This is a genomic window from Sphingomonas paucimobilis NBRC 13935, from assembly GCF_000739895.2.
GTDB classification, from domain to species: domain Bacteria; phylum Pseudomonadota; class Alphaproteobacteria; order Sphingomonadales; family Sphingomonadaceae; genus Sphingomonas; species Sphingomonas paucimobilis.
The window spans coordinates 1-26,091 of record NZ_BBJS01000022.1 but is presented as its reverse complement, the minus strand read 5'-3'; the positions used below and the strand labels follow the sequence as shown (position 1 = coordinate 26,091).

The window sequence follows — 26,091 nt, the reverse complement described above, 5'->3', positions numbered from 1 at the left end:
CAGCCGAAGCTGGTGGAGGGGGGTCCCCGGTTGCGAGGACGGTCCAACCTCACCAAGCGTGACACCCTCCGTCAGGCCTTCGGGCTGCCACCTCCCCCGGCAGGGGAGGAAGATGGGCATGCCGCCTATCCCGGCGTCGCTGCCGCTTCGTTGCCGCCGGCCGGCAAGATCCGGCAACGCCTTGCCGATTGCCGGCTGCCGTCCGCGCTTTCCCTCCTAGCCTGCGCAATTGGCACGGAGGTTGCGAGACCCCGGTGGCGCGATGATCCGCGTGGGAAAGGAGGTTGATCGATGGCCGCAGAAACGCTGTTCGGAATTCATGGTGCCGCGCTCGAAGTTCGGGGGCAGCGCATGGGCGTGCTCGCGTCCAATATCGCCAACGCCTCCACCCCCGGCTTCAAGGCGCGCGACATTGATTTCAAGGCGGCGCTCGCCGCCGTCGAGGGCGGACAGCAGGATCAGGGCATCGCCAAGGCGATGAAGTACCGCGTCCCCCTCGAAACCTCGCTCGACGGCAATACGGTCGAATTGGCCGAAGAGCAGACCGCCTTCGCCGAGAACGCCGTCCAGTATCAGACGACCCTGTCGTTCCTGAACGGCCGCATTTCCACCATCACCCGCGCGCTGAAGGGCGAATAAGCGATGCCGAACGGACCGCTTTCCATCTTCCAGGTTTCGGGCCGCGCCATGTCGGCGCAGCTCGTGCGGATGAACACCACCGCGTCGAACCTCGCCAATGCCGGCGGCATCGCCGGGTCGGTCGAGACCGCCTACAAGACGATGAAGCCGGTGTTCCGCACCAGCTTCGACGCCGCGACCGGCCTTTCGACCGTCGATGTCGAGAAGATCGTGACCGCCGGCGAAGACCCCACCAAGCGCCACGACCCCAATAACCCGCTGGCCGACAAGGACGGCAACGTCTTCGAGGCGGCGGTCGACGAAACCCGCGAGCTGGTCGACATGATGGAGACCGCGCGCACCTATCAGAACAATGTCGAGGTGATGCAGACCGCCAAGTCGCTGATCCTCGATACCCTCAAGCTGGGCCGCTGATCATGACCTCCACCGCGATGAATTCGACGCTGGACAGCCTGGGCATCAAGCGTGCCGGGGCGACGGGCGCCGGCACGACCGCCGCGCCGGCCAAGAAGTCGACCACGCTCGACCAGTCCGCCTTCCTGACGCTGCTCACCGCGCAGCTGAAGAACCAGGACCCGTTCGCGCCGATGGACAACACCCAGATGGTCGCACAGATGGCGCAATTCTCCAGCGTCGCCGGCATCTCGGAGATGAACACGACGCTCGCCTCGATCGCGACCAAGCTGAACGCGACGACGCCGGCGGACGCGATGAACTATGTCGGCAAGACGGTGCTGACCGAAGGCACCACCGCCTATGGCCGCACCAGCGGCGGGCTGGCCGGCCAGGTCGAGCTCGACAATGCCGCCACCGATGTCTCGGTCACCATTTCGGACGCGCATGGCGCGGTGCTGAAGACGGTGTCGCTGGGTGCGCAGAAGGCCGGCACCGCCAGCTATGACTGGGACGGCAAGACCGAGGACGGCAAGGAAGCGGGCTCGGGCCCCTTCACCATCTCGGTCGGCGCGCTCGACGGCAGCAATGTTGTGAACGCCCGCTCGCTCGTCTGGGCGCCGGTCCAGTCGGTGTCGATGCCCACGAACGGCACCCCCGTCCTTTCCGTCGCCGGCCTCGGCCAGGTCCAGCTTTCCGCCGTCCGTTCGGTCGGCTGATCCCCTTTTCGTATCAGGAAGATAGCCCATGTCCTTCTACACCTCGCTCAGCGGTCTTCAGGCCTCGCAAACCGACATGTCGGTCATCTCGCACAACCTGGCCAATGTTGGCACCAACGGCTTCAAGAAGAGCCGCGCCGAATTCGCCGACGTGATGGCGGCGAACTTCTCGACCGATCCGTTCAAGCAGGTCGGCTCGGGCACGGTGGTCAAGGCCAACCGGCAGGAGTTCAAGGAGGGCAACTACACCAGCACCTCCAACGCGCTCGATCTCGCTATCTCGGGCGACGGCTTCTTCACGGTACAGGCGGGCGGCACGACCGGCACACTGAACTATACCCGCAACGGCTCGTTCCAGGTCGACACCAACAACTATGTCACCGACACGCAAGGTAACCGCCTGCAGGTGTTCCCGGTCGACAAGGACGGCAACGTCACCTCGTTCGGTAATGACGGCCTGACCAGCTTGCAGCTGCCGCCGACCAGCGGCACGCCGGTCGCGACCAAGAAGGTGACGCTGGACATCAACCTGTCGAGCACCGCGACCGCCCCGACCGGTGCGTTCGACCGCACCAACATGGGCACGTACAACAACACGACCCAGACCAAGATTTTCGACACGTCGGGCAATGCCATGACGCTGACCAACTATTATGTCCGCAAGCCGCTGCCGGTCGATGCTAATGGCAATGCGGTCCAGCCGGCGGACGGCAGCAGCACCTGGTTGGTCTACAGCTATGTCGGCGACCAGCAGATGACCACCAATGGCGGCTCGACCGCACCGGTCGAAATGACCTTCAATGCGGCCGGCAATATGACCACGCCGGCCGCACCGGTCGCCTTCGACAATTTCACGCCGCGCACCTCGGTCATCTCGCAGCCGCTGACCGTCGATTATCGTGGGTCGTCGCAATCGGGTTCGATCTTCTCGGTCAACTCGCGCACCCAGGACGGCAAGGCGGTGGGCCTGCTGTCGGGCGTGTCGGTGGGCGAGGACGGCCTGATCACCGCGTCCTTCTCGAACGGCGAGACCGCCGCGCTGGGCAAGGTGGCGGTGGCGACCTTCGTCAACATGCCGGGCCTGCGCCAGGAGGGGAACAGCTATTGGGAAGCGACCGGCATGTCGGGCGCGGCCAAGTTCGGCACCGCCAATGAGGGCGCGTACGGCGCGATCCGGTCGAGCACGATCGAGGGATCGAACGTCGACATCACCGAGGAACTGGTCAACTTGATCGCGGCGCAGCGCAACTTCCAGGCGAACGCCAAGGCGCTCGATACCTCGAGCCAGATCTCGCAGACCATCTTTAACATCCGCAGCTAAGCGAACGGTTTGGGTAACAGGGGGCAGCGATGGACAAGCTGGTCTATACGGCGGCGACGGGGATGCGTTCGCACATGGCGGCGCAGTCGGCGATCGCCAACAACATGGCCAACGCCTCGACGATCGGCTTTCGCGCCGACCGCGTCGTGTTCGATCGCATCGACCTGAAGGGTGGCGGCGCGGCGTTCGAGGCGCGGATGCCCACCGCCGAGGAAGTGACCGATGCTGACCGCGCGCCGGGTACGGTGCAGCATACCGGCAACCCGCTGGACGTGGCGATCGCGACCTCCAGCGCGTGGCTGGCGGTGCAGGCGCCCGACGGCTCGGAGGCCTATACCCGGCGCGGCGACCTGGAGGTGACCGCCTCGGGCGTGCTGCAGACCGGCGACGGCTATCCTGTGATCGGCCAGAACGGCCCGATCACGGTTCCCCCATACAACTCGCTGGCCGTGTCGCCCGACGGCACCGTGTCGATCATCCCGCTGGGCGCCGGCCCCGACACCCAGGCGCAGGTGATCGACCGGATGAAGCTGGCCGATGCCCGCGTGTCGCAGACGGTGAAGGGGCTGGACAATCTGCTGCGCGTCAAGGGCGGCGGCGCGCTGCCCCAGGACATGGACGCCACCGTCCAGTCCGGCGCGCTCGAAGGGTCGAACGTCAACATGGCGCAGACGCTGGTCGACATGATCGAGAACCAGCGCAGCTACGAGGTGCAGGCCAACCTCATGAAAGAGGCCAAGTCGATGGACGAGAACAGCGCATCCCTGATGCGGCTGCCGAGCTGAGGATTAGAGGTTTATGTCTTCCGCCGCCATGCACATCGCGCGCACCGGGCTCGATGCCCAGGACATGCGCATGCGGGTCATCTCGAACAACCTGGCCAACGTCAACACGACCGGGTTCAAGCGCGATCGCGCCGCGTTCGAGACGCTGGCCTATCAGACGATTACCGCACCGGGTGCGGCCAGCTCGACCGAGAGCAAGTACGCGACCGGCCTGAACCTGGGTACCGGCGTGCGCATCCAGGGCACCGCGCGCATCAACACGCAAGGTGCGATGCAGACCACCAACAACAGCCTCGACATGGCGCTGGACGGCGAAGGCTTTTTCCAGGTGCAGATGCCGGGCGGTACGCTGGGATATACCCGCGCGGGCAATTTCTCGCGCTCGGCCGAGGGGCTGCTGGTCACGTCGGAAGGCTATCAGGTGATGCCGGGCATTACCGTGCCCGAAGGCGCGACGCAGATCACCATCGGCACCGACGGCACCGTCTCGGCGACCATCCAGGGCCAGACCGCACCGGCCGAGATCGGCCAGATCCAGATCGCGACCTTCCCCAATCCGGCGGGCCTCCAGTCCAAGGGCGACAATTACCTGACCGAAACCGCCGCCTCGGGCGCGGTGAACATGGGGGTCGCCGGTCTCGAAGGGCGCGGCCAGATCCGCCAGGGCATGCTCGAAGGCTCGAACGTCAATGTCGTCGAGGAATTGGTCGACATGATCGAGACGCAGCGTGCCTATGAGGTCAACTCGAAGATGATCAAGTCGACCGACGAGATGCTCCAGTACGCGAACCAGAATCTGTGAGCCGGACGATGCGCCTCTCCTCTTTCTCGCGTGGCGGCCTGGTTCTGGCGCTTGCCGTGCTGGCGACCGCGCCGGCGCAGGCCAGCCTGTTCGGCAAGAAGAAGCCGGCCGAGGATTTCACCACGACCCGCCCGCTGCCCGTCGCCGCCCAGCCGGTCGCGCCCGCCAACGGTTCGATCTTCCAGGCGGCGGACGGCTATGCCGCGCTCTACGAGGGCTGGCGCGCGCGCCGGGTCGGCGATCCGCTGACCATCGTACTCGTCGAGCGGACGGCGGCGTCGAAGTCGGCCAATTCCAAGCTCGGCTCGAAGGGTGATCTGGGCATCAACCCGCCGACCACCGGGCCGCTGGGTTCGTTGCTGAAGTCCACCGACATCGGCATGGGCGGCAGCCGCAACTTTAACGGTTCGGGCGCGGCCGACCAGTCCAACTCGCTGTCCGGCGAGATCAGCGTGACCGTGGCGCAGGTGTTCCCCAACGGCACCATGCTGGTCCAGGGGCAGAAGCGCGTGACGCTCAATCGCGGTGACGAGTTCATCCAGATCAAGGGACTGGTCCGCATGGCCGATGTCGGCATCGACAATCGCGTGCCCTCGACCCGCGTCGCCGACGCGCAGATCGCCTATACCGGCAAGGGCGATGTCGCCCGCGCCAGCCGCCAGGGCTGGCTCAGCCGCTTCTTCCAAGCCGTCAGCCCGTTCTGAGGCCCAACGACATGATCTTCCGCTTCCTCCTCGCGCTCCTCGCCACTTTCGCGATCGCCGCGCCGGCCCAGGCCGACCGGATCAAGGATCTGGGCGGGTTCCAGGGCATCCGCTCGAACCAGTTGACCGGTTACGGCGTCGTCGTCGGTCTGCCCGGCACGGGCGACGACAATCTGGAATATACCGTCCAGTCGCTGAAGGCCGTGGTGTCGCGCTTCGGGCTGCAACTGCCGCCCAACGCCAATCCGGGCATGAAGAATGCGGCGGTGGTGATGGTCACGGCCGAGCTGCCGCCCTTCGCCAAGCCGGGGCAGAAGCTGGACATCACCGTCGCCTCGATGGGCAAGGCCAAGTCGCTTCGCGGTGGCAGCCTGATCCTGACCCCGCTCCAGGGTGCCGATGGTCAGATCTATGCGATGGCGCAGGGTAACCTCGCGGTCGGTGGTCTGGGCGCGGAAGGTGCGGACGGCTCGAAGATCGTCGTCAACGTCCCCTCCGCCGGCCGCATCCCCGAGGGCGCGACCGTCGAACGCGCGGTCGCCACGGGGTTCGAGAGCGCGCCGATGCTGACCTTCAACCTGGCGCGCGCCGATTTCACCACTGCGCAGAATGTCGCGCAGGCGATCAATGCCCGCCTCGGCATGGGCATCGCGCAGGCGATGGACGCCGTGTCGGTCGCGGTCCGCGCGCCGATGGGCGCCGATGTCCGCGCCACACTGATGTCCGAGATCGAGAATCTCGACGTCGTCTCGGCCGAGCCGCCCGCCAAGGTGATCGTCAACGCGCGCACCGGCACGGTCGTCATCAACTCGGCGGTGCGCGTCGGCCCGGCCGCCGTCACCCATGGCAAGCTGACCGTGAAGATCGACGAGAATCAGCGCGTCAGCCAGCCGGCCCCCTTGAGCGGCGGCCAGACGGTCGTCACCCCCAAATCGGGTGTCGCGGTCGAGGAGGAGCGTCGCCCGATGTTCCTGCTGAACCCCGGTCCCAAGCTCGCCGACGTGGTCAAGGCGGTGAACGCCATCGGCGCCGCGCCGTCCGACCTGGTCGCCATTCTCGAAGCGCTGAAGGAAGCCGGCGCGCTCAAGGCGGAGTTGATCGTCCTGTGACCCAATCCATCGCATCCACCCCATCCGCCGCCTCGGCGGCCGGCATCACCGGCACGGTGTCCACCGACACCCGCCGCCTGTCGAACGGCGCCAATCTGGACAAGGCGGGCACGCAGTTCGAGGCGATCTTCACCGGCATGATCCTGAAGGCGATGCGCCAGACCAAGCTGGGCGACACGCTGTTCGAGTCGAAAGCGCTCGACACGTTCAAAGACATGCAGGATCAACAGGTTGCGCAGAGCATGGCCGCCCATGCCCCGATGGGCATCGGCAAGGCGGTGACCGCATTCCTGGCGAAATCGCAACCCGCTGTTAACCAGAGTTGACGTAGTTAACGCGCATGAGCGACCTGCTCTCTATCGGCGCTTCGGGCGTCCGCGCATATCAGACCGCGCTGACCGCCGTTGGTGAGAATATCGCCAATGTCGGAACGGACGGCTATTCGCGCCGGACGGTCACGATGCGCGAGGTCGTGCCGGCCGCCGGTTTGGCCGCCAACAAGGTGTCGGCGGGGTCGGGCGTCGCGGTGGCGGGCATCGCGCGTGCCACCGACGTCTATGCCAGCGCCGCCGTCCGCGCCGCCACCGCCGATCTGTCGCGCACCACGACGGGGGCGACCTGGCTGACGCGGATCGAGAGCGCGATGACCGGCGACCAGGTTCAGACCCGTCTCACCGCCTTCTTCACCGCCGCACGCACGCTGGCGGCCGAACCGACCTCGGCCGCGCTGCGCTCGACGATGCTGGAGACCGCCAAGTCGACCGCGACCGCCTTTACCGCGACCGACTCGGCCTTCGACCAGATCAACGCCGATTTCGACGGCCAGGCGCGGCAGGCCGCACACGACCTGTCCTCGCTCGCCACCTCGCTGGTGCGGGTCAATGACGGGCTGGGGCGGACCCAGCCGGGGACCGCCGCCTCCGCGCAGCTGACCGATCAGCGCGACCAGATCCTGGCGCAGATGAGCGCGCTGTCCGATATCACCAGCACGACCGACGAACTGGGGCGCGCGACGGTGCGACTCGGCGACCGGGTCGGGCCGGTCCTCGCCTCGACCGATATGGTCGGCTCGGTCAGCTATCAGCGCCGTGCCGATGGCAGCGTCGGCTTCACCGTGTCGCTGCAAGGCGAAAGCCAGGATTTCATTCCTACTGGCGGTGCTCTGGCCGGCGCGCTCGACGGAGCGGAGCGGATCAACACGACCCGGGCCGCCTTCAACCAGGTCGCCAAGGATTTCGTCGACACCGTCAACGGTCTCCAGGCCAATGGTCAGGACCTGAACGGTGACCAGGGTACGCCGATGTTCACCCTGACCGCCGGTACCGCCGCCATGACGCTGGCGATGACCGATGGGTCGAAGATTGCGGCGGCGACTGGCGGCCAGGGGTCGCGCAATGCCGACAATCTCTATGCGCTGCAGACCGCGCGCGGCACCGGGCAGTTCGAAGGGCGGCTGACCCAGATCGTCACCGACAATGCCACCGCACTCAAGCAGCGCCAGACCGTGGCGGAGGCGCAGACCGCGATCAGCGACGGCGCCAAGGCGACGCTGTCGGGGGCCTCGGGCGTGACGCTCGATTCGGAAGCGGTCACGTTGATGCGGTTCCAGCAGGCCTATTCGGCCTCCAGTCGGGTCATCCAGATGGCGCGCGAAACCTTCCAGTCGATCCTCGAAATCCGGTAGTCGCGATGCAGATATCCACCAACGTCTTCTATGACATGGCGTCGCGGCGCATGAACGCGCTGACCGGCAAGGCCAATGCGGCCATGGTCGAGATTTCGACGGGCAAGAAGCTGCAGAACCCGTCCGACGATGCCGCCGCCGCCGCGCAGATCGCCGAGTTCGATCGCCGCGACGCCGATGACGCGGTCTACAAGACCAATTTGACGCTCGCCGGTTCGCTGCTTCAGCAGGCCGACACCACGCTGGGCCAGATCGGCAATCAGGTGCAAAAGGCGCTGGAGCTGGCGACGCAGGCGGCCAATGGCACGCTGTCGGCCGCCAATCGCGCCAGCGTCGGCGATCAGATCGCCTCGATCCGCGACGCGCTGGTCGGCCTGGCCAATAGCAAGGATGCACGCGGCCTGCCGCTGTTCGGCGCGGCGGCGGGGACCGATGCGGTCCGGATGACGAACGGCGCCTATACCTATTCGCAGGCCGATGTGTCGGAGATCCCGATCGCCGATGGTCAGTCGATCGAAGTATCGGTCGGTGCTGAACGCGTGTTCAAGGCTGGCAGCAGCGACACGCTGAACGTGCTCAACAATCTGGTGACCGCGCTCAAGACCGGCACCGGCGATGTCACCGGCACGATCCGCGACGCGATGGACAAGCTGTCCGCCGCGAACGACAATGTCGCCAGCGTTCAGGCGTCGATCGGTGCGCGGGAGGCCCGCGTCGAGTTGCAACAGGGGTTGCAGCAACAGGCCGCGACCGATCGCGCCACCCTGCGCTCGACCGTCGAGGACGCCGATCCGACCACCGCCATCACCCAGCTTCAGCAGACGATGACTGTGTTGCAGGCGACCCAGGCCAGCTTCACCAAATTGTCGAGCCTGTCGCTGTTCGATTACCTCAAGTGATTGGGGCGGCCCGGTAACCCTATTTTGACGTTAGGGCGCTAGTCCGGAGTTCGGACGGCCGCCACGCCGGTTCTCTGGAGAATCATTCCACCATGTTTCCTGCCATCGGCCTGGTCATCCTGCTCGGAATGGTCTTCGGCGGTTTCGCCATCACCGGCGGACAGCTGGGGCCGGTGTTCCACGCGATTCCGCACGAAATGCTCATCATCGGCGGCGCGGCCGTCGGCGCGCTCGTCATCGGCAATTCCGGCAAGGAGTTGAAGGCGCTGGGCGGCGCGATGGGCAAGATCTTCAAGGGGCCGAAGTACAAGAAGCAGGATTATCTCGACGTCATCTTCCTCGTCTCGAAACTGATGAAGATGCTGCGCACCGAGGGGCCGATCGCGCTGGAGCCGCATGTCGAGGATCCCAAGTCCTCCTCGGTCTTCGCCGAATATCCCCGCCTGGTCGCCGACCATACGCTGGTCAACCTGATCGCCGACACGCTGCGCCTGGTCGTGGTGTCGTCGGGCACGCTCGACGTCCATGCGGTCGAAGAGGTGATGGATAACGCCATCAAGACCCATCACCACGAGGTCGAAGGGCCCCAGGGCACGCTGCAGAGCCTCGCCGACTCGCTGCCCGCGCTGGGCATCGTCGCGGCGGTGCTCGGCATCGTGAAGACCATGGGTTCGATCGACAAGCCGCCGAGCGTGCTGGGGGGCATGATCGGCTCGGCACTGGTCGGCACCTTCATGGGCGTGCTGCTCGCCTATGGTATCGTCAACCCGTTCGCGGGCCGCCTGAAGCAGGTGATCGACGCCGATGCGGCCATCTATCATGTGGTCAAGCAGATCATCATCGCCTCGCTCCACGGCCATCCGCAGCCGCTGGTGATTGAAGCCGCCCGCTCGGGCATCGCGCACAAGGACCAGCCCGGCTTCGCCGAGGTGTTCGACGGTCTGCGGGGCCGCTAAGCCATGGCCCGCGCGCCCCACGGCAAGAACGAGCCGCCCAAGATCGTCATCGTCAAGAAGATCATCGCCGATGGTCATGGCGGGCATCATGGCGGCGCGTGGAAGGTCGCCTATGCCGATTTCGTGACGGCGATGATGGCGTTCTTCCTGCTCCTATGGCTGCTGGGTGCGACCACCGAGAAGCAGCGGAAGGGCATTGCCGATTATTTCGCGCCGACCCTGCTCGACACCAAGTCAGTCGGTGTGGGGGGCGGCGTGCTGAATGGCGGTGCCGGTGTCGGGCGGATGCAGAAGGACAGTAGCACCGCTATCGTCCAGACGCTGGTCACCCGCGTCAACGGGCAGGGCGGCGACAAGCCTGGCACGGGCAACAAGGGCTCGCTGCGCAACCCCGACGCGCTGGCGCGGGACCAGAAGACCTTCGACGCCGTGAAGCGCGAACTGCTGCGCAAGATGGAGGTCACGCCGGAGCTGAAGAAGCTGGCGCAACAGGTCCGCTTCATCCCGACCGACAGCGGCCTGCGCATTGATCTGGTCGACAATGCCGATTATTCGATGTTCTCGATGGGCACCACCAGCCTGGAGCCGGCCGCGTCCCAGTTGATCGGTACCATCGCCAAGACGGTGGCGGATGTGCCCAACACGATCATGATCCGTGGCCATACCGACAGCGTCCCCTATGGCGATCCGCGCGCGATGAACAACTGGATGCTGTCCTCGGGTCGTGCCGAGGCCACCCGGCGGCGTCTGGCGGCCGGTGGGCTGCCCGAATCGCGCTTCGAGCGGATCGAGGGCGTCGCCGACCGCGAACCGATGATCACGGGCAACCCGTCCGACCCGCGCAACCGGCGCGTGGCGATCACCCTGCTCTATCGCAAGGGCGTATTTGGGGAATAAGGGGGCGTCCATGCTCTCCTGTAAGAGAGATGGCAGGCCGAGTTCTCTCAGGAAGAGGAGCGCTGGGTGGGACAGGCGCTCCTTGGAGCCGCGTATGCTCCGCCAAGCTTTGCGTCCCTGTGGGCAGGGGCATTCCAGCGAATGCCGAAGCCCTACAGTCAGACGGTTTTTAGGACATTATTGGGACCGAGGCGGCAGAAGAGCGGAGCGGCTTGGCCAGCACCTTCTTCGGCGGCAGCTCAATCTTACGACGCGTCCTGTACCAGCATGGCGGCCGCCATGGCGTCGCGCTGCTGACGGGCGTCGCGCATCGCTTCGGTCTTCAGGCTGCGCTGGGCCAGCACCATCCAGGCGGCTTCGGCGCGCAGGGCGCGTTCGCGTACCAAGGTCAGCGGGCTATCCTCCGCTTCCTGGTGGCACCGTTCGGCATGGGCGGCGAAAGTCTGGCTGTCACGCATCGGGCATCTCCTGAAACAAAGGGGGACGAGGTTCGTCCCCCCGAAGCTGATCAGTCGGTCGGCTGAAGATTGACCGCGCTGGTCTTGCCGCGACGATCCTGCTCCAGCTCATAGTTGAGCCGCTGATTCTGGTTCAGCGAGATCATGCCCGCCCGCTCGACCGCCGAGATATGGACGAACGCGTCGTTGCCGCCGCCATCGGGCGAGATGAAACCATAGCCCTTGTCGGCGTTGAAGAATTTGACGGTGCCGGACATGCTCATGAGTATCTTCCTTCTATGCGGGATGGACCGACAACCGGCCAATCCTCGTGCTTCGACAGCAGGGAAAGAAGGAGAAGGGGGCCGCAAAGCGCCGAAAACCGTCGATATGCGACTATAGCAATAGCAATGTCGTGCGCCCGTCGGAAATTACAAGGGTGACGGGAAAACATTATTGATATTCTGGAAAACAGGGGTCGTGCATGATCTGAATTATCGCGCGTGAAATCGCTGCAGAATGACGACACATAGAATATTTGCGGTTTGTTTTTTCGATAGCGTGCCGGCGCTTTTACGAGGCCATGAATCCCATCGACATTCAGGGGGGCGGAAGCCACGCCTGATACGCCATCATGAAAAACGCCCGCCTTCCTGCTCCGGGAGAAGAGAGGAAGGCGGGCGGTCTTTACGCCACCGAGGTGGAACCGAGGATTATTCCTCGGTCGCGGTCTCGGCGCCCTTGCGCGGCTTGCGCCCGGCGGTGGTGCCGTTGCGCGGGCCGGGCTTGCGGCCGAGGCCGATCTTCTTGGCCATCGCGCGGCGGCTTTCCGAATAGCTCTCGGCGACCATCGGATAATCCGACTTCAGGCCATAGCGCTCGCGATATTCTTCCGGCGTCAGGCCATGGGTGGCCAGATGGCGGCGCAGCGTCTTGTACGGCTTGCCATCGATCATCGAAATGATGTGATCCTTCGACGCCAAAGACTTGCGAACCGAAACGGCCGGGACATATTCGGTCGGCGCTTCGACATCGGTCGTCTGCGGCGCGCTGCCCAAAAGCGACGACACGGTTTCGTGCATCTTGCCGAGAAACGCGGGAACCTCCTCCGCCGAGGTACGGGTATTGGGATTGCCCAACCACGCGATGGTCAGTTCGGTTGCCAATTCAACGGCATTCACATCGATAGGGTCGTCGGCCATGTTACGCTCCTGTTGCATTTCCCCGTGAACTAGCGCTGATTCCCACGGGGTCAACCTGTGAAGACGTAATTTCGGGCCTTCGAATGCAATATTTCTGTCGCGATTTGTATCGAGGATAGATTTGAGCATTGTCGGGGCCGATATTCTTACACGGATCAATATGGCGCTCACCCGGATAGCATTTGCCGGAAATGGCGGATTATCAGCGATGCCGGCGACTCCACTCTCCGAAGGTCACCATGTTTCGTCAGATGGAGGATCATGATGGAAGCGAAACGACGTAAACGATTGCATTTTTTGCAAGAAAAATTGCTGAGCTTGCAATTGTGTCAATCGTTAACCTGCGCCAAAGAGAGCGGGCCTTTCAGGCATCCTCTCCTAAAAACTTTCACGGCTGGTCCTTCGGACCAGCCTTTTTTTTGGCTATGCAATGGGCATCACCGCGCCTAGGCTGAAGGGCGTCGCCGCGCACCCCATAAAGACAAGCAGGAGCGGAAGCCGCCGGGAAACCGGCATCGCGCGTCGATAACCGGGGGTCGAGCGACCCGTCGCTCCCCCCGTCCAACCCGATCGCATCAACCGTGGATCACGGCGCGCCGCCCAAGGCGCTTACGCTGGGATGAGGCACCGAATTCCGCATTCGATGCTCCCGTCATGCGGCTCAGGCTTTGTCGGTCGGCGTCTTGCGCTGCAACAACTGGTCGAGCGCCGACAGCGCCAGTCCCGCCAAGGCGGACGTATCCGACCGGGGCCGGGCAGCGGGAGGGGGCGGAGCCGTATCCTTCGGCTCGGCGTCCGTCGCCTTGGGGCCCGTCTCGCGACCCATGTCGCGTGCCAGCGCAGCCGCAGCGGCGACCAGGCCAGTGGCGATCAACTGACGCCCCATCGGACTGCGCGCCTGATCGAGAAGAACCTGTCCCACCCGGTGCAGCGGCGAGGGCTGTGCGTTGGCCGCCTGCTCCATCGCCGCCCTCTCGGCCTTTTTCTGCTTTTTCTTCTGCTTCTTCTTGCCCATCGCCACGGCGCTCCCGCAAAACTGTGTTTGCAATATAATACACCTGGACGGCCGTTCAACGGGCCGGGCGGATCAGCCGTTCAGGGTGCGCGCGCGGCGGCGCTGGACCGAGCTGCCGATGCCCATTGACTCGCGATATTTGGCGACGGTGCGCCGGGCGATATCGAAACCCTTGGCCTGGAGCAGTTCGACAAGCGTGTCGTCGGACAGGATCTTGGCACCTTCATTGGCGATCAGCGTCTTGATCGCGCTCTTCACCGCCTCGGCCGACACGGCATCGCCGCCGTCCGCCGCCGCGATGCCGCTGGTGAAGAAGAATTTGAGTTCGAACAGGCCGCGTGCGCAACTGAGATACTTGTTGCTGGTCACGCGGCTGACGGTCGATTCGTGCATCCCGATCGCCTCGGCGACGCGCGCCAGGGTCAGCGGCCTCAGATGCGTGACGCCGTGGAGGAAAAAGGCCTCCTGCTGCTTCACGATCTCGGTGGCGACGCGGATGATCGTGCGCTGGCGCTGGTCGAGCGCCTTCATCAGCCAGTTGGCGCTGGCAAGACAGTCGGCGAGCCATGCCTTGGACCCCTTGTCCTGCGGTCCGTGGCGCAGTTCCTGATAATAGCGCCGGTTGACCAGCACGCGGGGCAGGGTGGCGGTGTTGAGCTCGATCCCCCAGCCGGCCTTGGTGCGGGTGACGAACAGGTCGGGCACGACCGCCTGGACGGACTCGCCGCCATAGCGACAGCCGGGTTTGGGATCATAGCCGCGCAGCTCGCGGATCATGTCCGCCATATCCTCGTCATCGACACCGCAGATCCGCTTCAGCCGGGCCAGGTCGCCGCGTGCCAGCAGGTCAAGGTTGGCGATCAGCTGCGCCATGCAGGGATCATAGCGATCGGCCTCGCGCGCCTGAAGCGCCAGGCATTCCGCCAGATCGCGCGCGCCGACGCCGGTCGGATCGAAGCTCTGCACCACCGCCAGCACGGATTCCACGCGCTCCACCGCAACGCCCAACCGGTCGGCGATCTCCTCGAGCGAGACGGTGAGATAACCCGCCTCGTCCAACTGATCGATCAGATGGGTGGCGATGGTCCGCTCCACACCCGACAGGACCAGGGAGGCCTGAGCCTCCAGATGTTCGGCGAGATTGGGCGCGTCATCGGCCAGTGCGTCCCAATCGGGCCCATCCTCGCCGCCCAGGCTCGCGCCGCTGCTGCTGCCGTTCAGTGACAGGCCGCCATCGGGACCGGTGCCGCCATCAGCGACACTGTCCTGCTGATGGCTTTCGGTCGCGTAATCCAGGTCGAGCCCGCGATCCTCGGTGGGGGCGGTGCCGGCGACCAGCTCGTCGGCGCCCGCCGGTGCTTCCCGCTCGGTCCGCTCGGGCGTCGCCACCTCGCGCACGGCGCCCGCATCGAGCAGGGGGTTTTTCTCCACCTCCTCGGCGATGAACGCCTCAATCTCCAGATTGGACAGCGTCAGCAGCTTGATCGCCTGCTGAAGCTGCGGCGTCATCACCAGCGATTGCGACTGGCGGATGTCGAGACGGGGGGCCAAGCTCATGCGACCGAACCCCACTCAGCACCGCAAGTCCAGCGCCCGGCGGGGCCGGGACAGGATAGCGGTGCGGATCGGGGCGGCACCGTCATCGGGTCAGAGCGAAAAGCCCTCGCCCAGATAGAGGCGGCGGACATTGGCGTCGGCGACCAGTTCCTCGGGCGAACCGGTGAACAACACGCGACCGTCATAGATGATGTAGGCGCGGTCGACGATGTCGAGCGTCTCGCGGACATTGTGATCGGTGATCAGTACGCCGATGTCGCGGCGCTTCAGATCCTTCACCAGATCGCGGATATCGGCGATCGAGATCGGGTCGATGCCCGCGAACGGTTCGTCGAGCAGCATGATCGAGGGATCGGCGGCCAGCGCGCGGGCGATCTCGGCGCGGCGCCGCTCGCCGCCCGACAGCGCCATGGCGGGCGCGGCGCGCAGCCGGGTCAGGCCGAATTCCTCAAGCAGCCGATCGAGCTTGCGCGCGCGCTCGGCCGGATCGGGCTCGGCCAGTTCGAGCACGGTCGAGATATTCTTCTCGATCGACAGTCCGCGAAAGATCGAGGTTTCCTGCGGCAAATAGCCCAAGCCCAGGATCGCGCGGCGATACATGGGCAGGCCGGTGATATCCTCGCCGTCGAGCATGATGCGGCCCGAATCGGGCTTCACCAGACCCATGACCGAATAGAAGCAGGTCGTCTTGCCCGCGCCATTGGGGCCAAGCAGGCCGATCACCTCGCCGCGCCCGACCGACACCGACACATCGGTCAGGACGACGCGCTTGTCATAGCTTTTGGCGATCGAGACGACCTGCAGCCCGTTCGAGACCGGCGGCTCGGCCGCGGGGCGTGGCGCGCCGCCGGTGCGATCGCTCGCCTCGCGGGTCGGGGTTTCCATGTCCATTGGCCGGTGTCTTCCCTTTCTGGCGGGACTTTAGCGCGATGCCCGGGCCGACCGCAAACGGTCATGCACGGGCCTCACGATCAGGGGGTCACTTGCGATCGGGGACGGAGAAGGTACCCGTCACCCGGCCCGAAGGCGCACGGGTCGTGGTACCGACGCCGCTCGAGCCGCCGCCCGCCACCGCCGATCCGTCGATCACCGCACGGCCGGTGTCCAGGTTGATGGTCAGCCGCCCGCCATTCACCGTGTTGCCGCCCTGGGTCAAAGAGACGTTGCCCAGCATGGTGATGACCCGGCGATTGAGGTCGTAGATCGCATATTGGCTGCGAGCCGTCTGGTCGGGGCGCTTGACCACCACGCCGCCTGACGCGTCGAGGCGCGAGACCTGCGGATTGCCGCCGATCACCTGGCCGGTATAGGCGACCGTCATCCGCGCGGCGTTCAGCGTCATCTCCGCCTGGCGCACCGCGACATTGCCCGACAGGACGGCGCGATTCGCCTTGTCCTGCAACTCGATATGGTCCGCGCCGAAATCGATCGGCGCACGGCTGTTGTGCCGGGTCTGGGCCGGAGCGGAAGCCGCGAGGACGATGAGGACAGGCGCCATCACGGCGGTGAGCTTGTGCATGACGCGCTATTTCGTGCTTTGCGGGACGATGCGCAAGCGGGCGTTGCCATCCAGTGTGACGGTACGATCTTCCAGATTGGCCCGTAGCTTATCGGCACGGAACGTGCCCTGCGGCACCTGGCCGGTCACCGCCCCGCCCGAGACCAGCATCCGCTGTTGCAGATCGATCGTCGCGTCGTGCGTCTTCAGATTGTAGCCGCCGGCCGATTGGAAATCGAGCGGTCCGTCCAGCTTCACCTGTTCGGTGCGCATGTCATAGCGGCCCGAATTGGCGCTGACCGTCGCGGGGCCGTCGGACAGGCGGATCTCGGCGGCCAGCTTGTTGAGCTGGACCACCGGCTCGGCCGAGCTGCGCTGGATCGCGGAGCCGGCATCCAGCGAGAAGGGCTGTCCCTTGTCGTCGACGCCGCGATATTGCGCCGCCTGGATCTTCATCCGCTCCTGCGCGACCTCGACCTTCTTCTTGTCGAGCACGAAGGACACTTCGCTCGACGAATAGATCGGCGCCATCACCAGGAACGCGGTCAGCACCCCGATCGCGCTGGGCAGCATCCAGCGCGCCAGCGTCACGAATCGATCGTGACGGCTGCCGGGCGCGGCCCAGACCTGGCGCTGGGTACGGACGCGGTCGGCGATGTCGGACATGGCGGCCTTTCCTGCGAAGCCCCGATTTTAGGCGTGGGCGAAGATATCGATCTCGGGCCAGCCCGCCAGATCGAGTTCGGCGCGCGCCGGCAGGAAATCGAAACAGGCCTGCGCCAGTTCCATCCGGCCTTCGCGCTCGAGTCGCTTGTCGAGTTCGACCTTCATCCGGTGCAGATAGCGCACGTCCGACGCGGCATATTCGCGCTGCGCATCCGACAATTCGGGCGCGCCCCAGTCGGAGGATTGCTGCGCCTTGGACAGCTCGATGCCCAGGAGCTCGCGCACCAGCTCCTTCAGGCCGTGGCGGTCGGTATAGGTGCGGATCAGCCGCGAGGCGATCTTGGTGCAATAGACCGGGGCGGCGACCACGCCCAGATAATGGCGGATCGCGGCGATATCGAACCGCCCGAAATGATACAGCTTCAGCCGCGCCGGATCGGCGAGCAGTGCGCGCAGATTGGGCGCGGCATAATCGCTGTCGGGGGAAAAGCGGACGAGATGCTCGTCGGGCCCGCCATCGGACAGCTGGACGACGCACAACCGGTCGCGCGGCGTGATCAGGCCCATCGTCTCGGTGTCCACCGCGATCGCGGCGCCGGGGGCGAACAGATCGGCGGGAATATCTTCTTCATGCAGATGAACGGTCATGTCCCCGCCCTAGCGGCCGGCGGGACAAGCCTCAACCACGATGATGGAATCGCCAAGGGCCGGAGTCGCGGCCTGGCATGGATGATCGCGGTGATGCGCCCCCGGCGCACGGCGATTCGCAAGTTTTTTATGGGATGTTGTGGAGTTTCGGCCACAATTCCGACGCAATCTGCTTGGTTCGCGGCAAAGCGAGAAGGCTCTCGCACGATTTCGTTCGCGATGGCTCGCCTTCTGCGTTATGGATCGGAACTAGGCGCAAAAGGTTTGGCGCCGAAAGACCCGCGCTCTTCGTCCGGCGCACGGTTCTTGAAGATGACATTTGCGGGCGAACCGGGAAGACGAACAGGGCTTATGGGTTTCGATAGAGGTAGCCGGGGCAATCGCGGCTCGCGTGGCCGCGACAAGCGGGACAATTTCGGCAGCGACGATTTCGGTGGCGGCGGCTTCGGCGGCGGTGACCGCTTCGGTGGCGGCGGTTTCGGCGGCGGCGATCGTTTCGGCGGTGGTGGCGGCGGCTTCGGCGGCGGCGACCGTGGCGGTTTCGGCGGTGGTGACCGCGGCGGCTTCGGTGGCGGCGGCGGCGGTTTCCGTGGCGGCGGTGGTGGCGGCTTCGGCGGCGGCCGTGGCGGCGGCGGCATGCCCCCCCAGGTCGTTGGCGAAGGCACCGGCGTGGTCAAGTTCTTCAACGCGCAGAAGGGTTTCGGCTTCGTCGTGCGTGATGACGGTGGCGAGGATGTGTTCGTTCACATCTCGGCCGTCGAGCAGGCGGGTCTGACCGGTCTGGCCGAGGGTCAGCCGCTCGGCTTTACCCTGGTCGATCGCGGCGGCCGCATCTCGGCCACCGAGCTGAAGATCGAGGGCGAGCCGCTTCCGGTCCAGGAACGCGCCCCCCGCGAGCCGCGTGAAGGCGGTTTCGGTGGCGATCGTGATCGTGGCCCGCGCGGTGGCGCAGCCGGCGGTTTCGGTGGCGCGCCGCAGCGCCAGCTGACCGGCGAGAAGGCGACCGGCACGGTCAAGTTCTTCAACGCGATGAAGGGCTTCGGCTTCATTCAGCGCGACGATGGCCAGCCCGACGCGTTCGTGCACATCTCGGCCGTCGAGCGTGCCGGCATGGGCTCGCTGAACGAGGGCGATCGCCTGCAGTTCGAGATCGAGGTTGACCGTCGCGGCAAATACGCTGCGGTGAACCTGCAGAACGAGGGCTAAGCCTCTCGGCCTCAAAGCCATCCCTTTTCGGGCGACAGGGCCCGGCGTTGCAGCGATGCGACGCCGGGCCTTTTCGTTTTCGGAGCCATGAAAAAGCGCACTCGGCGGTTGGCCTCAGCGAAACACTCAAGCCGCCGCGTATCGTCCGATGGTTAGCGATGACGCGCTGAGGGGCTGCCCGCGGCATCTGCCGAGTGGTATGGCAGAAGACGTTCGATCACGGGTTCTGGATTGGCCCGATGTCATCCACATTGGGGAGCCGGTCCGCGCACGCAACACGCCATTCGAGTTGCCTTGCGGTCTCTGCGCACTCGCGGTCAGCGACCAGGCGCTTTCCATAGGTGGCAATGAACAATCGCGCCATCGCGGCGTAAACCGCTTCGGACTTCATAGGAACGGAACGCCCGATGTCTCGCCAGCCCCTGCCGACTCCTGTCCGCCTGCTCGGCCCTGCCGGTATCCTGCCGCAGGCGATCTGCGTCGCCATGGCCGTCTTCTTGCCCGAGCATCGGATATTGGCGGGAATCGCGGGCGGGCTTTACGCGGCGCTGATCCTGTCTTTCTTGGGCGGCTTGTGGTGGATGGAGGCGCTGGTCCGAGGCGATCGGCGCGCCACCCCTTATGTCGTCGCGGTGCTGCCAAGCCTGATCGGCTGGGCGGCCTGGCTGGCGCCGCTCGTCGGGCTGATGGGCATGGCGGGGGCGTTGATGGTGCTGGGCATCGTCATCCTGATCTCGCCTGTCGCGGACAAGGCGATCGGCCGGCTGGCCAGCGAGATGCCGGGCTGGTGGCGTTTGCGCTGGGTCTTGTCGATCGGCCTTGGTGGCCTGACGCTATTGTTGGGAATCATGATGGCGTAACCATCGATCGGCTTGCTCTATGGGGGGCGGTCCTGTACCGATCGGTACAACGGAATGTTTCGATCGAGAGAGGTGCGATGCGGCCCCCATTTCCTCCCTTCACTACGGACAGCGCGGTCCAAAAGGTCCGCGCCGCCGAAGATGCCTGGAACAGCTGCGATCCGGAACGGGTGGTGCAGGCCTATACGCCCGACTGTCATTGGCGGAATCGTGTCGAGTTCGTGACCGGACATGACGAGATCGTCGCCTTTCTCCGCCGCAAATGGGCACGCGAGCTCGACTATAGGCTGATCAAGGAACTCTGGGCGCAGGAGGGCAGCCGGATCGCGGTGCGCTTCGCCTATGAATGGCATGACGATAGCGGCCAGTGGCACCGATCCTATGGCAATGAGAATTGGGATTTTGCCGAGGACGGCCGGATGGCGCGGCGAATTGCGTCGATCAACGACCTGCCGATCGCCGAGCAGGATCGGCTGTTTCATTGGCCGCTGGGCCCGCGTCCCGCCGATCATTCCTCGCTGAGCGCGCTGGGGCTCTAGGGCCGATGGCGCGGATGGTGGCCGAGCGTGCGGATACGCTGCCGGGACTGGCCGAGGCGTTTCGCGAACACGGCTATGCCGGGGCCAGCCTGTCAGTAATCGGCGAAGCGACGGGGCTCGGCCGGGGGAGCCTGTACCATTTCTTCCCCGGCGGAAAGCGCGAGATGGCCGAGGCGGTGCTCGCCGACATCGCCGCCTGGTTCGAGGGCGCGGTCTTCACGCCACTGGCCGAGGCGGAGGACCCGCGCGCCGGGATCGAGTCGATGATGGTCGCGATCGATCGCTATTTCCAATCGGGCCAGCGGGCATGCCTGATGGGGGCCTGGGGATTGGGGGCCACGCGCGATCCCTTTGCCGAGGCGATCGCGGGCTATTTTCAACGCTGGATCGGCGCGCTGCAGGGGGCGCTGGTCCGGGGCGGCGTGGCGGCGGACCATGCCCTGACGCTGGCGCAGGACGGGGTCAGCGGCATCCAGGGTGCGATCACCCTGTCGCGGGCCCTCGACGATCCGGGACTGTTCCGCGCGACGCTGGGGCGGCTGACGGCGCGGCTCTATACCGCGCTCGCCAGCGCCGGGTGAGGGCAGGGGGGGTGAACTCCCCCCGCCCCGATTCAGATCGCGGCCAGCGCCTGTTCGCAATCGGCGATCAGGTCGTCGGCATCCTCGACCCCGATCGAGATGCGGACCAGATTGTCGGTGATGCCCAGCGCCGCCTTGCGCTCGTCGGGGACCGACAGATGCGTCATCGCCGCCGGGTGGCTGGCCAGCGTCTCGGTCCCGCCCAGGCTGACCGCCAGCTTGGCGATGCGCAGCGCATCGAGGAAACGGAATGATTCCGCTTCGCCGCCCTTAAGATAGAGCGAGAAGGTCGATCCGCCGCCCGAGCAGTGCCGGCGATAGATATCCGCCTGCCGCTCCATGCCCGGCGTGCCCTCCAGAAAGCCGAGATAGCCGACGCGCTCGACCTTGGGGTGATCGCGCAGGTAAGCGCAGACCTTGGCGGCATTCTCGCCGGCGCGGCTCATCCGCAGCTCCAGCGTCTCCAGCGAACGGAGCAACATCCAGGCGGTATTGGGGTCGCAGATGGTGCCGATCGTGTTGCGCATTGACCGGATGGTGGTGATGTGCGCCTTCGACCCCAGTACGCCGCCCGCGACCAGATCCGAATGGCCGCCGGCATATTTGGTCAGCGAATAGACGACCAGATCGGCGCCGTGTTTGAGCGGACGCTGCCACAGCGGGCCGAGAAAGGTGTTGTCGATCGCGATCGGGGGCTTTTCGGCCGCATCGGCAAAGGCCGCGTCGCGCGCGGCCGCCACCGCCTCGATATCGACTAGCGCATTGGTCGGGTTGGCGGGGCTCTCCAAATAGATCATCGCGACCCGGCCGAGCGCGGCGGCCTTGGCCAGCACCGCGTCGATCTCTGCGCGAGTCGCGCCGGCGGGAAAGTCGAGCCACTTGACCCCGAACCGACCCAGGATGCGGCCGATCAGCGTTTCGGTCGCGGCATAGAGCGGGCCGGAATGGACGATGACGTCGCCCGGCTGGACCATCGACAGGAACAGGGTGGCGATCGCCGCCATGCCGCTGGAAAAGGCCAGCGCATCCTCGGCCTCGTCCCAGATCGCCAGGCGGTCCTCCAAAATTTCCTGGTTCGGCCCGTTGAAGCGCGAATAGACCAGCCCGTCGGCGCCGCCCGGACGCTTGCCGGTCACGCCCTCGAAATGGCGCTTGCCGGCGGCGGCATTGGGAAAGACGAAGGTCGAGGTCAGGAAGATCGGCGGCTTCAGCGATCCTTCGGACAGGACGGGATCGAAGCCATAGCCCATCATCAGCGTCGAGGGCTTGAGCTTGCGATCGCCGATGCTGGTCGGCTCGCTCGAACGCTCGGCCATCTGACTCTGGGGCAGAACGCCGGTCAGATCGGATTCGGTTGGCATGATAATCTCCTCGGAACATGGGGCCGCTCTGTCGGCGGCTATGTCCCCAGGATAGCGCGGCAAACGGCTTTGGCGAGGCTTAGCCCAGCCCGATCAGCGAAATCTGACGGCCATAAGAGGGTTCGCTGCGATGGGTCGCGCGGCGGAAGCTGAAGAAGCGGTCTTCCTGCGCATAGGTATCCTCGCCCAGCGCAGCGACGCGTGCGATCCCGGCAGCGGCGAGGCGATGGGCGACATAGGCCTCCAGATCGAACTGGTAATGGTCCGCGCGGCGGCCATCGGCGAAGAAGCGTTCGTTTTCGGGTGCCTGCTCGACGAAGCGGCGCAGAAAGGCCGCGTCGACCTCATAGCTGGCGCGCGCGATGCACGGCCCGATCGCGGCGACGATCCGGTCGCGGCTGGCGCCCAGTGCTTCCATGGCGAGCAGGGTGGCATCCGTGATGCCGCCGAACGCCCCCTTCCACCCGGCATGCGCTGCGCCCACGACGCCGGCCTGGGCATCGGCGAACAGCACCGGCGCGCAATCGGCGGTCAGGATGCCGAGCAGCAGCCCCGGGCAGTCGGTGACCAGCGCATCGCCATGCGGGCGGATATCGTCCTCCGGCGGGGCCAGCACGGTCACCGCCTCGGCCGAGTGGATCTGATAGCAGGTGATCAGCCGCGCGCCGGGCAGCACCGCGTCGCGTGCGCGGCGGCGATTCTCGGCGACGGCATCGGTATCATCCTCCGAGCCGAGCCCGACGTTCAGCCCGCCATGGATGCCCGCCGACACCCCGCCGCGCCGCCCGAGAAAACCATGGGGGATATCACCCAGCAGGGGCGTGCGGATCGCCTCGACGGTCATAGTGCCAACCTCATGATCCGATCCTCGTCGATGGTGTCGCCCACCGGGAAATCATAGCGGCCGACATCGACGAAACCGTAGCGCTTGTAAAAGGCCTTGGCCCGGTGATTGTCGACATAGACGGAGAGCATCAGGTCGGATGCGCCGCGCGCGCGGGCGGCTTCGATCGCCCAGTCCATCAGCGCCGGGCCGATCCCCGCCCCCAAATGGCTGGACAGCACGTAGAGTTGATAGAGCTCGACCGCCCGTTCGGGCCAGTCGCCGGGAAAGGCGACAGGGCCGATCTTGGCGAAACCGATGATCGCCTCGCCCTGGGTCGCCACGCGAATGGTGAAGGCAGGATCGCCGATCTGCGCAGGGAGGCCGTCGGGCCCGAACGCCTCGTCCAGAAAGGCGGCGAGGTCGGCGGGTTTGTAGAGCGTGCCGAATGTCTCGGTGAAGGCGGTGCGGGCCATCGTGGCCAGCGCCTTGCCGTCATCCGGCCGCGCGTCGCGATAGACGATCATTCGCCATATCCCGCCGGCGCCGGCCAGTCGGGCCGGGTGATCGCCAGCGCGCGGAACAGTGTGCCCATATCCTGCATCAGCCGGTTGCGGTCGGCGAGCAGCGCATCGGCACGGTCCGGATGCGCACGAGCCAGGCTGGCGGTCCGCTGGTCGATGCCGAGCGCACCCAGCAGATCACGCTGCGTCACCGGGCCGAAGGCAGCGAGCCCCGATCCTTGCGCAGCGGCGGCAAGCGTCGTGAAATCGACATGCGCGCTAAGATCCTGTTCGCCCGGCCGGTCGAAGGGATTGGCGAACGCATGGCCGCGCACCGCCTGCAGCGTATCAGCGATGGCGGGGCCTTCATAGCCATAATCGATGATCAGTGCGGCCCCGCCCTGCGCGGCGATCCGCGCGGCAAGCTGGCGCATCACCGCGACGCTGGCGGGCGAGACCTCGATCACCGATCCGGCCTCGGCCTCACGCAGGGGCTCGGGGATGATCTCGCTCGGCACCGGCGGCCCGGCGATCGGCAGGAACAGCAGATCCTGCGCCGCGACCAGCCGCTCGTGCCAGCCATCGCCACGTCGGACGAGTTGGCGGATAGGAAGCGCGTCGAAAAACTCGTTGGCGACGACGATCAGCGGCCGGTCGGTGGGCAGCGTGTCGACCGAGTCATGCCACTCGGCATCCGGAACCCGCTCGCCTTGCGCCGAGCGGAGCGTAGCGCTGGTCTCGACGAAATGGGTGGTCGGGGTCAGCCCCGCCTTGGCCATGGCGCGCCGGGCATCCGCCGCCAGCGTGCCGCGCCCCGGACCCAGCTCGACCCAGTGCACCTCGGGCCGTCCCGCCCGGTCCCACAGGTCGGCGCACCACAGGCCGACCAGCTCGCCGAACATCTGGCTGATTTCGGGGCTGGTGGTGAAGTCGCCGCCCGCGCCCAGCGGATCGCGCGTGCCGTAATAATGCGCATTGGCGGCGGCCATGAACTGCGCGACCGGGATCGGCCCGGCCAGCGCGATGGCGCGGGCGAGGCGTTCGGGCAGCGCGTCCTCGGGCTCGGGCTTGTGATCGGCGGGCGGGACCAGCGGGTTCGTCATGCCCCCGCTCTGCCGCCCCGGCCGTTTGCCTGCAAGAGGATCAGGAAACGCTGTCGGTTCCCGCGATCGGCTCGACCCGGACGCGGCGCGCCTTGGCCGAGTTCATCAGGTAAAGCCCGCCCAGGATCATCGGCACGCACAGCCACTGGCCCATGTGCAGCCCGGTCGCTTGCGCAAAGGCGCGCAGTTGCTGATCGGGTTCGCGGAAAAATTCGACGATGAAGCGCGCAATGCCATAGCCGAGCAGGAACAGGCCGGTCAGCTTGCCCGGATCGTAGCGCGCCTTGGTCCGCCAGAAGGCGAAGCTCATCACCGCGAGCAGGACGAGACCCTCGAGACCCGCCTCGTAAAGCTGGCTAGGATGGCGCGCAGGGTCGGGCAGGCCGAAGGGCACGGTGCGCGGGAAGATGATCGCCCAGGGCACGTCGGTCGGCTTGCCCCACAGTTCGCCATTCACGAAATTGGCGAGACGGCCCAGGAACAGACCGAACGGCGCGGTGCAGACCAGATAGTCGACGATGCGCAACCACTGCAGCTTGTGCTTGCGCGCGAACAGCCAGACGCCGACGCCGACGCCGATCGCGCCGCCGTGAAAGCTCATGCCGCCATCCCACAGGCGCAGGATGCGAAGCGGATGCAGGAACATCTCGGGCGCGTAGAAGATCACATAGCCGATCCGCCCGCCCAGGATGATGCCCAGCGTCGCATAGAAGACGAGATCGTCGGCATGGGCGCGCGACATGGGCGCGCCCGGCCGGTCGAGCATCTTGCCCAGATACCACCAGCCGACCAGGATGCCGACGATATAGGCCAGGCTGTACCAGCGGAGCGTGAAGAAGCCGATCGACAAGACATCCGGGTGCAACCCCAGATCCTCGAACCGGATATGGCCGCTGGCGGCGGCGAGCATGGGCAGGATCAAGCGCGTTTCCCTTATCTCTGGCCCGCTTCCATAGAGCGGCTGAGCGACAACACCAAGACCATGGGTTGGTGCCGTGGGTGAGTGGGCGTGGGGAGCGGGGCGGGACTTGGCCTTCGAATTCGCTCAGGCCGAACGGGGTTTGGGGATTTGAGACCGGCCTTTGCTGAGGTTGGCCACCCGAACCCCGTTCAGCCCGAGCGAAGCCGAAGGCCACGCCGTGACGGTCATGATAAAACCCATCCTCCCCTGCAAGGGGAGGTGG

31 protein-coding genes are annotated in these 26,091 nt (G+C 65.9%); 17 read left to right on the top strand and 14 right to left on the bottom strand.

Annotation, left to right across the window (positions count from 1 at the left end; translation table 11 throughout):
* Positions 1 to 291: 291 nt before the first annotated feature.
* From SP6_RS08390 to SP6_RS08330, 13 genes are all read left to right on the top strand, one after another.
* Positions 292 to 639 carry a flagellar basal body rod protein FlgB gene (locus tag SP6_RS08390; RefSeq protein ID WP_007406178.1) on the top strand — a complete coding sequence of 116 codons (348 nt, stop codon included), beginning with the start codon at positions 292 to 294 and terminating at the stop codon, positions 637 to 639.
* A 3-nt stretch (positions 640 to 642) separates the two neighbouring features.
* The gene (flgC, locus tag SP6_RS08385; protein WP_007406157.1) at positions 643 to 1,053 is read left to right on the top strand and encodes a flagellar basal body rod protein FlgC; all 411 of its coding nucleotides are present in this window, start codon (positions 643 to 645) and stop codon (positions 1,051 to 1,053) included.
* 2 nt (positions 1,054 to 1,055) lie between these two features.
* On the top strand, positions 1,056 to 1,751 hold the full coding sequence (locus tag SP6_RS08380; RefSeq protein ID WP_007406205.1) for a flagellar hook assembly protein FlgD: 696 nt from the start codon (positions 1,056 to 1,058) through the stop codon (positions 1,749 to 1,751).
* A 28-nt stretch (positions 1,752 to 1,779) separates the two neighbouring features.
* Complete coding sequence (locus tag SP6_RS08375) at positions 1,780 to 3,072, top strand: flagellar hook protein FlgE (protein ID WP_007406194.1); 1,293 nt, start codon at positions 1,780 to 1,782, stop codon at positions 3,070 to 3,072.
* Between the two features lie 29 nt (positions 3,073 to 3,101).
* Positions 3,102 to 3,857: a flagellar basal body rod protein FlgF gene (locus tag SP6_RS08370; protein WP_007406177.1), complete on the top strand. Its 756-nt coding sequence runs from the start codon at positions 3,102 to 3,104 to the stop codon at positions 3,855 to 3,857.
* A gap of 13 nt (positions 3,858 to 3,870) precedes the next feature.
* The gene (flgG, locus tag SP6_RS08365; protein WP_007406187.1) at positions 3,871 to 4,659 is read left to right on the top strand and encodes a flagellar basal-body rod protein FlgG; all 789 of its coding nucleotides are present in this window, start codon (positions 3,871 to 3,873) and stop codon (positions 4,657 to 4,659) included.
* A gap of 8 nt (positions 4,660 to 4,667) precedes the next feature.
* Positions 4,668 to 5,363 carry a flagellar basal body L-ring protein FlgH gene (locus SP6_RS08360; RefSeq protein WP_007406149.1) on the top strand — a complete coding sequence of 232 codons (696 nt, stop codon included), beginning with the start codon at positions 4,668 to 4,670 and terminating at the stop codon, positions 5,361 to 5,363.
* Positions 5,364 to 5,374: 11 nt separating this feature from the next.
* Positions 5,375 to 6,472, top strand: coding sequence for a flagellar basal body P-ring protein FlgI (locus SP6_RS08355; protein WP_007406158.1), 1,098 nt, complete (start codon positions 5,375 to 5,377; stop codon positions 6,470 to 6,472).
* Positions 6,469 to 6,798, top strand: a complete 330-nt coding sequence (locus SP6_RS20885) for a rod-binding protein (RefSeq protein ID WP_007406168.1) — start codon at positions 6,469 to 6,471, stop codon at positions 6,796 to 6,798. Before SP6_RS08355 ends, SP6_RS20885 begins: the two co-directional genes overlap by 4 nt.
* Before the next feature lie 14 nt (positions 6,799 to 6,812).
* A complete protein-coding gene (gene flgK / locus SP6_RS08345) occupies positions 6,813 to 8,156 on the top strand; it encodes a flagellar hook-associated protein FlgK (protein WP_007406180.1) in 1,344 nt (447 codons plus the stop codon).
* Positions 8,157 to 8,161: 5 nt separating this feature from the next.
* A complete protein-coding gene (locus tag SP6_RS08340) occupies positions 8,162 to 9,055 on the top strand; it encodes a flagellin N-terminal helical domain-containing protein (protein ID WP_007406169.1) in 894 nt (297 codons plus the stop codon).
* A gap of 92 nt (positions 9,056 to 9,147) precedes the next feature.
* Complete coding sequence (gene motA, locus SP6_RS08335; protein ID WP_007406209.1) at positions 9,148 to 10,011, top strand: flagellar motor stator protein MotA; 864 nt, start codon at positions 9,148 to 9,150, stop codon at positions 10,009 to 10,011.
* 3 nt (positions 10,012 to 10,014) lie between these two features.
* Positions 10,015 to 10,908, top strand: a complete 894-nt coding sequence (locus SP6_RS08330) for a flagellar motor protein MotB (protein WP_007406171.1) — start codon at positions 10,015 to 10,017, stop codon at positions 10,906 to 10,908.
* 245 nt (positions 10,909 to 11,153) lie between these two features.
* Here the strand turns inward: SP6_RS08330 and SP6_RS08325 are convergent, their stop codons facing one another.
* The 9 genes from SP6_RS08325 to SP6_RS08285 all read right to left on the bottom strand — a co-directional run bounded on the left by SP6_RS08325 (position 11,154) and on the right by SP6_RS08285 (position 17,931).
* A complete protein-coding gene (locus SP6_RS08325; RefSeq protein WP_007406223.1) occupies positions 11,154 to 11,366 on the bottom strand; it encodes a hypothetical protein in 213 nt (70 codons plus the stop codon).
* 50 nt (positions 11,367 to 11,416) lie between these two features.
* Positions 11,417 to 11,629 carry a cold-shock protein gene (locus SP6_RS08320; protein WP_007406211.1) on the bottom strand — a complete coding sequence of 71 codons (213 nt, stop codon included), beginning with the start codon at positions 11,627 to 11,629 and terminating at the stop codon, positions 11,417 to 11,419.
* Positions 11,630 to 12,058: 429 nt separating this feature from the next.
* Positions 12,059 to 12,547, bottom strand: a complete 489-nt coding sequence (locus tag SP6_RS08315; RefSeq protein ID WP_007406159.1) for a Ros/MucR family transcriptional regulator — start codon at positions 12,545 to 12,547, stop codon at positions 12,059 to 12,061.
* 661 nt (positions 12,548 to 13,208) lie between these two features.
* Entirely contained in the window at positions 13,209 to 13,562 is a 354-nt protein-coding gene (locus SP6_RS08310; protein WP_007406210.1) for a hypothetical protein, read from the bottom strand.
* Between the two features lie 72 nt (positions 13,563 to 13,634).
* Positions 13,635 to 15,119: an RNA polymerase factor sigma-54 gene (gene rpoN, locus SP6_RS08305; protein ID WP_007406222.1), complete on the bottom strand. Its 1,485-nt coding sequence runs from the start codon at positions 15,117 to 15,119 to the stop codon at positions 13,635 to 13,637.
* 90 nt (positions 15,120 to 15,209) lie between these two features.
* Positions 15,210 to 16,004 (bottom strand): LPS export ABC transporter ATP-binding protein, encoded by a 795-nt coding sequence (gene lptB / locus SP6_RS08300; RefSeq protein WP_227876687.1) that lies wholly within the window; start codon positions 16,002 to 16,004, stop codon positions 15,210 to 15,212.
* 94 nt (positions 16,005 to 16,098) lie between these two features.
* Positions 16,099 to 16,638, bottom strand: a complete 540-nt coding sequence (locus tag SP6_RS08295; protein WP_042468847.1) for an LptA/OstA family protein — start codon at positions 16,636 to 16,638, stop codon at positions 16,099 to 16,101.
* 6 nt (positions 16,639 to 16,644) lie between these two features.
* Entirely contained in the window at positions 16,645 to 17,283 is a 639-nt protein-coding gene (gene lptC, locus SP6_RS08290; RefSeq protein WP_007406218.1) for an LPS export ABC transporter periplasmic protein LptC, read from the bottom strand.
* 27 nt (positions 17,284 to 17,310) lie between these two features.
* A complete protein-coding gene (locus tag SP6_RS08285) occupies positions 17,311 to 17,931 on the bottom strand; it encodes a ribonuclease D (protein WP_007406207.1) in 621 nt (206 codons plus the stop codon).
* A gap of 351 nt (positions 17,932 to 18,282) precedes the next feature.
* Here SP6_RS08285 and SP6_RS21635 point away from each other — a divergent pair, with 351 nt between their 5' ends.
* The 4 genes from SP6_RS21635 to SP6_RS08265 all read left to right on the top strand — a co-directional run bounded on the left by SP6_RS21635 (position 18,283) and on the right by SP6_RS08265 (position 21,117).
* Positions 18,283 to 19,137, top strand: coding sequence for a cold-shock protein (locus SP6_RS21635; protein WP_007406161.1), 855 nt, complete (start codon positions 18,283 to 18,285; stop codon positions 19,135 to 19,137).
* Between the two features lie 407 nt (positions 19,138 to 19,544).
* Positions 19,545 to 19,997, top strand: a complete 453-nt coding sequence (locus SP6_RS08275; RefSeq protein ID WP_007406203.1) for a DUF3429 domain-containing protein — start codon at positions 19,545 to 19,547, stop codon at positions 19,995 to 19,997.
* Positions 19,998 to 20,074: 77 nt separating this feature from the next.
* Positions 20,075 to 20,536, top strand: a complete 462-nt coding sequence (locus SP6_RS08270; protein WP_037569437.1) for a nuclear transport factor 2 family protein — start codon at positions 20,075 to 20,077, stop codon at positions 20,534 to 20,536.
* Between the two features lie 5 nt (positions 20,537 to 20,541).
* Positions 20,542 to 21,117 (top strand): TetR/AcrR family transcriptional regulator, encoded by a 576-nt coding sequence (locus SP6_RS08265; RefSeq protein WP_037569435.1) that lies wholly within the window; start codon positions 20,542 to 20,544, stop codon positions 21,115 to 21,117.
* 32 nt (positions 21,118 to 21,149) lie between these two features.
* Here SP6_RS08265 and SP6_RS08260 read toward each other — a convergent pair whose 3' ends face one another.
* The 5 genes from SP6_RS08260 to lgt form a co-directional block, all read right to left on the bottom strand.
* Positions 21,150 to 22,478, bottom strand: a complete 1,329-nt coding sequence (locus SP6_RS08260) for a cystathionine gamma-synthase family protein (RefSeq protein ID WP_007406216.1) — start codon at positions 22,476 to 22,478, stop codon at positions 21,150 to 21,152.
* 79 nt (positions 22,479 to 22,557) lie between these two features.
* On the bottom strand, positions 22,558 to 23,322 hold the full coding sequence (gene pgeF / locus SP6_RS08255; protein ID WP_007406185.1) for a peptidoglycan editing factor PgeF: 765 nt from the start codon (positions 23,320 to 23,322) through the stop codon (positions 22,558 to 22,560).
* A complete protein-coding gene (locus tag SP6_RS08250) occupies positions 23,319 to 23,828 on the bottom strand; it encodes a GNAT family N-acetyltransferase (RefSeq protein WP_007406164.1) in 510 nt (169 codons plus the stop codon). Before SP6_RS08250 ends, pgeF begins: the two co-directional genes overlap by 4 nt.
* Positions 23,825 to 24,907: a class I SAM-dependent methyltransferase gene (locus SP6_RS08245; RefSeq protein WP_007406155.1), complete on the bottom strand. Its 1,083-nt coding sequence runs from the start codon at positions 24,905 to 24,907 to the stop codon at positions 23,825 to 23,827. The genes SP6_RS08250 and SP6_RS08245 overlap by 4 nt, the downstream gene beginning before the upstream one ends.
* Before the next feature lie 40 nt (positions 24,908 to 24,947).
* Positions 24,948 to 25,829, bottom strand: coding sequence for a prolipoprotein diacylglyceryl transferase (lgt, locus tag SP6_RS08240; RefSeq protein WP_007406179.1), 882 nt, complete (start codon positions 25,827 to 25,829; stop codon positions 24,948 to 24,950).
* Positions 25,830 to 26,091: the final 262 nt, after the last annotated feature.

Bases quoted from the DNA above. Each gene is read 5' to 3' on its own strand.
- SP6_RS08390 (WP_007406178.1), top strand. From the start codon at position 292: ATGGCCGCAGAAACGCTGTTCGGAATTCATGGTGCCGCGCTCGAAGTT.
- flgC (WP_007406157.1), top strand. From the start codon at position 643: ATGCCGAACGGACCGCTTTCCATCTTCCAGGTTTCGGGCCGCGCCATG.
- SP6_RS08380 (WP_007406205.1), top strand. From the start codon at position 1,056: ATGACCTCCACCGCGATGAATTCGACGCTGGACAGCCTGGGCATCAAG.
- SP6_RS08375 (WP_007406194.1), top strand. From the start codon at position 1,780: ATGTCCTTCTACACCTCGCTCAGCGGTCTTCAGGCCTCGCAAACCGAC.
- SP6_RS08370 (WP_007406177.1), top strand. From the start codon at position 3,102: ATGGACAAGCTGGTCTATACGGCGGCGACGGGGATGCGTTCGCACATG.
- flgG (WP_007406187.1), top strand. From the start codon at position 3,871: ATGTCTTCCGCCGCCATGCACATCGCGCGCACCGGGCTCGATGCCCAG.
- SP6_RS08360 (WP_007406149.1), top strand. From the start codon at position 4,668: ATGCGCCTCTCCTCTTTCTCGCGTGGCGGCCTGGTTCTGGCGCTTGCC.
- SP6_RS08355 (WP_007406158.1), top strand. From the start codon at position 5,375: ATGATCTTCCGCTTCCTCCTCGCGCTCCTCGCCACTTTCGCGATCGCC.
- flgK (WP_007406180.1), top strand. From the start codon at position 6,813: ATGAGCGACCTGCTCTCTATCGGCGCTTCGGGCGTCCGCGCATATCAG.
- SP6_RS08340 (WP_007406169.1), top strand. From the start codon at position 8,162: ATGCAGATATCCACCAACGTCTTCTATGACATGGCGTCGCGGCGCATG.
- motA (WP_007406209.1), top strand. From the start codon at position 9,148: ATGTTTCCTGCCATCGGCCTGGTCATCCTGCTCGGAATGGTCTTCGGC.
- SP6_RS08330 (WP_007406171.1), top strand. From the start codon at position 10,015: ATGGCCCGCGCGCCCCACGGCAAGAACGAGCCGCCCAAGATCGTCATC.
- SP6_RS08325 (WP_007406223.1), bottom strand. From the start codon at position 11,366: ATGCGTGACAGCCAGACTTTCGCCGCCCATGCCGAACGGTGCCACCAG.
- SP6_RS08320 (WP_007406211.1), bottom strand. From the start codon at position 11,629: ATGAGCATGTCCGGCACCGTCAAATTCTTCAACGCCGACAAGGGCTAT.
- SP6_RS08315 (WP_007406159.1), bottom strand. From the start codon at position 12,547: ATGGCCGACGACCCTATCGATGTGAATGCCGTTGAATTGGCAACCGAA.
- SP6_RS08310 (WP_007406210.1), bottom strand. From the start codon at position 13,562: ATGGGCAAGAAGAAGCAGAAGAAAAAGCAGAAAAAGGCCGAGAGGGCG.
- rpoN (WP_007406222.1), bottom strand. From the start codon at position 15,119: ATGAGCTTGGCCCCCCGTCTCGACATCCGCCAGTCGCAATCGCTGGTG.
- lptB (WP_227876687.1), bottom strand. From the start codon at position 16,004: ATGGAAACCCCGACCCGCGAGGCGAGCGATCGCACCGGCGGCGCGCCA.
- SP6_RS08295 (WP_042468847.1), bottom strand. From the start codon at position 16,638: ATGCACAAGCTCACCGCCGTGATGGCGCCTGTCCTCATCGTCCTCGCG.
- lptC (WP_007406218.1), bottom strand. From the start codon at position 17,283: ATGTCCGACATCGCCGACCGCGTCCGTACCCAGCGCCAGGTCTGGGCC.
- SP6_RS08285 (WP_007406207.1), bottom strand. From the start codon at position 17,931: ATGACCGTTCATCTGCATGAAGAAGATATTCCCGCCGATCTGTTCGCC.
- SP6_RS21635 (WP_007406161.1), top strand. From the start codon at position 18,283: ATGGGTTTCGATAGAGGTAGCCGGGGCAATCGCGGCTCGCGTGGCCGC.
- SP6_RS08275 (WP_007406203.1), top strand. From the start codon at position 19,545: ATGTCTCGCCAGCCCCTGCCGACTCCTGTCCGCCTGCTCGGCCCTGCC.
- SP6_RS08270 (WP_037569437.1), top strand. From the start codon at position 20,075: ATGCGGCCCCCATTTCCTCCCTTCACTACGGACAGCGCGGTCCAAAAG.
- SP6_RS08265 (WP_037569435.1), top strand. From the start codon at position 20,542: ATGGCGCGGATGGTGGCCGAGCGTGCGGATACGCTGCCGGGACTGGCC.
- SP6_RS08260 (WP_007406216.1), bottom strand. From the start codon at position 22,478: ATGCCAACCGAATCCGATCTGACCGGCGTTCTGCCCCAGAGTCAGATG.
- pgeF (WP_007406185.1), bottom strand. From the start codon at position 23,322: ATGACCGTCGAGGCGATCCGCACGCCCCTGCTGGGTGATATCCCCCAT.
- SP6_RS08250 (WP_007406164.1), bottom strand. From the start codon at position 23,828: ATGATCGTCTATCGCGACGCGCGGCCGGATGACGGCAAGGCGCTGGCC.
- SP6_RS08245 (WP_007406155.1), bottom strand. From the start codon at position 24,907: ATGACGAACCCGCTGGTCCCGCCCGCCGATCACAAGCCCGAGCCCGAG.